Annotated in this window: 2 protein-coding genes; both read left to right on the forward strand. The window is 53.8% G+C overall.

All coding sequences use genetic code 11. The features are described from left to right. Positions 1-1,055 (forward strand): RNA polymerase factor sigma-54 (rpoN, locus tag VB081_RS01260; RefSeq protein ID WP_323399055.1); only part of this gene is annotated, 1,055 nt, incomplete at its 5' end. Between the two features lie 17 nt (positions 1,056-1,072). Next, positions 1,073-1,651: a sugar O-acetyltransferase gene (locus VB081_RS01265; protein ID WP_323398297.1), complete on the forward strand. Its 579-nt coding sequence runs from the start codon at positions 1,073-1,075 to the stop codon at positions 1,649-1,651. The last annotated feature ends 45 nt before the right edge of the window (positions 1,652-1,696 follow it).

A 1,696-nucleotide genomic window follows, 5' to 3' on the forward strand; every position in this document is an offset into this window, starting at 1 on the left:
TCAAGTTTCAGCTAAAAACCAGCGGGACCAGTGCAGACGCCAAACGGAATAAGATCTGCCTGCACCTCATCGATTGTATCGATGGGGATGGCTATCTCTTTGTGGATAAGGAAGAGGCCGCCCAGATCCTGGGGGTGACCAACCATCAGGTGGAGGATGCCATCCAGACCATCCAAACCTTTGACCCTCCAGGGGTGGGTGCCCGGAATATTGGGGAATGCCTGGCCATTCAGCTAAGAGAGTTGGGACTCCTCACCCCCACCCGTCAAATGCTTTTAGGGGGCTATCTTTTGGACATCGCCAACAATCATTTTAAAAAAGTGGCGGCAGCCACTGGGTTAGATGAAGCCGCCATCGCGGCTTTTAAGATGCAGCTGAAAGAATTGAATCCCAGGCCGGGCTGCCTTTTTGATCCCCAGGAAGCCCTGGAGTACGTGGTACCTGATGGGAGTATCGAGTGGGTGGACGGCAAGCTATTGGTCCATATTAATGATATCAGTGCACCGCGGCTGACCATTAATCGGGTCTATCGAAGACTGTTGACCAACCGGGATTCCTGTGATGCCGGAACCCGGGAATACATCAAAAGCAATTTGGACAAGGCCCTGGCCCTGGTGAAAAATATCGATAAACGTCGGGAGACCATTAGACGGATCATCACCGTCATTGGGGAGGTCCAGGAGGATTATTTCTTAAGCCGCTGTGAGCATCTATTGCCTTTGACCCTGGCAGAGGTGGCGGAGCAGGCGGATGTCCACGAGTCCACCGTCAGCCGGGCGGTTCGGGGGAAGTATATCCAGACCCCCAAGGGCATTTTTGCCCTCAAAGATTTTTTTAAACGGGGGTACACCACTGGGAATACCGCGGTATCCTCAGATGGCATTTGTACCATGCTTCGGGAACTCATTGATGGGGAAAACCCCATGAAGCCCCTGAGTGATCAGAAGCTGACAGATGCTTTGGCAGAGCGGGGTATTGTCATCGCCAGAAGGACGGTGGCTAAATATCGGGAGGGGATGGGAATTACCGCAGCATCGGGGCGAAAGCAGCACTAAGAAGACGGAGGATCGCAATGACGGAACAGGAAAAAATGCAGGCAGGACGACTTTATAATGCACTGGATCCGGAAATACGAAAGCTTCAATGGGGTGCGAAGGCACTTATCCAGGAGTATAACCAGACCGGCCCGGACGAAGGGGAAAAGCGTCAGGCCATTTTAAAATCCCTTTTAGGAACTGCCGGACCCCGGGCCCTCATCGAGCCGGATTTCCGATGCGATTTTGGCTTTAATATCCATATTTTAGGGCGGGCAATCATCCATTTTAATTGTGTGATGCTGGATTCTGCCCCCATCACCATTGGCGTCGATGCCTTTATTGGTCCAGGGTGTTGTCTGGCTTGTACCACCTATCCTGTATCAGCCGCAGCGCGCAATGCCGGACTGGCCTACGCCAGACCCATTACCATTGGGGAAAGCGTGTGGATTGGCGCCGGCTGTACCGTGCTGGGGGGCATCACCATTGGGGCTGGCAGCGTCATTGGCGCAGGGTCCGTGGTGGTTTCGGATATCCCCGAGGGGGTAGTGGCTGCGGGCAATCCCTGTCGGGTGCTGCGTTTGGTGTCGGATCGGGAAGGTTTGCCATGTCTGTAATTGAGATCTTGCCGTCTCAAGGGGATGAGACCCTGGAAGCCCTTT

The sequence above is a fragment of the Christensenella sp. genome (assembly GCF_034927525.1).
Taxonomy (GTDB): Bacteria; Bacillota; Clostridia; order Christensenellales; family Christensenellaceae; genus Christensenella.

Excerpts from the sequence above, each read along its gene's own strand:
- VB081_RS01265 (WP_323398297.1), top strand. The coding sequence starts at position 1,073 with ATGACGGAACAGGAAAAAATGCAGGCAGGACGACTTTATAATGCACTG.